This window comes from Rhodococcus sp. NPDC056506, from assembly GCF_042794945.1.
In the GTDB taxonomy this organism is placed as follows: domain Bacteria; phylum Actinomycetota; class Actinomycetes; order Mycobacteriales; family Mycobacteriaceae; genus Rhodococcus_F.
In genome coordinates, this window is sequence record NZ_JBHTSW010000047.1 from 45,575 (window position 1) to 46,598 (window position 1,024).

The following is a 1,024-nucleotide window of genomic DNA, read 5'->3' on the forward strand; positions in this document are numbered from 1 at the left end:
GTGGCGATCCTGCGAGAGCGCAGCCGAAGGTCATCGACCTCGACGAAGGGTCGCTTCGAAGTCCGAACCTCCCCGAAGGTCCGAACTCAGGATCAGAATTTGTCGTCGTCAGGCGTCAGGCGCACCGCAGTGATGCGGTGCTCAACGCAAGGCTAGAAACCGGTTGCCCACACCTGCTTCACCGGAAACGTTCGGCTTCGCGGGCAAGTTCGGTCAACCGTTCACACAACTGCGTGAGTTCCGAACTTTCGGCGCCCTCGGCAACAGCAGTCGCCACATCTTCGGCGGCGCAGCGGACCTCGAACATCCGATCCACCAGTTCGACAGCCTCGACGGCGGTCAAGATGACGGCGTCAGCCGGGATGGAGGTGCCTTTGACGGCACTGCGTTGTTCGTAGGCGCGCTGGCGACAAGACTGGCTGCAGTACCGGCGACGACGACCCACTCCCGTCATCGCGACCTCGCGGCCGCACCACACGCACAGGTTTCCGGAACGCGCAGTCTGCGGTGATCCGACGCGTGTGCTCTCAGCCATGAGTCGACACTGTACTCGAGATTCGGACGCCTTCGATGAACGCGCACGGTACCCGGTAAGATGGAGAGGTTGCGTCTTCTCGCCACACGGGAACCAATCGGGTGCTCGTGGCGTTGTAGATGAGTGTGAGCGTCTACTCCCCAAGTCAGGGCGCCCACCAGCGGTGACGAACGAAGAGAGGACACCACCATGGCAGATCGCGTACTTCGAGGTAGCCGACTCGGAGCTGTGAGCTACGAGACCGACCGTGACCATGACCTCGCGCCCCGTCGTATGGCCAAGTACAAGTGCGAGAACGGCGAGATCTTCGACATCCCGTTCGCGGACGAAGCCGAGATCCCCGGTACCTGGTTGTGCCGTAACGGCCTCGAAGGCAGCCTCATGGAGGGAACTGCTCCCGAAGCCAAGAAGGTCAAGCCTCCCCGTACCCACTGGGACATGCTTCTCGAGCGTCGCTCGGTCGAGGAACTCGAAGAGCTCCTCAAAGAG

Annotated in this window: 2 protein-coding genes; one reads left to right on the forward strand and one right to left on the reverse strand. The window is 61.9% G+C overall.

From position 1 onward, the window contains the following. Positions 1-178: 178 nt before the first annotated feature. Positions 179-535: a hypothetical protein gene (locus ACFQ6H_RS25835; protein ID WP_378649427.1), complete on the reverse strand. Its 357-nt coding sequence runs from the start codon at positions 533-535 to the stop codon at positions 179-181. Between the two features lie 189 nt (positions 536-724). Here ACFQ6H_RS25835 and ACFQ6H_RS25840 point away from each other — a divergent pair. After that, a partial coding sequence (locus ACFQ6H_RS25840; RefSeq protein WP_378649429.1) for an RNA polymerase-binding protein RbpA occupies positions 725-1,024 on the forward strand: 300 nt, incomplete at its 3' end.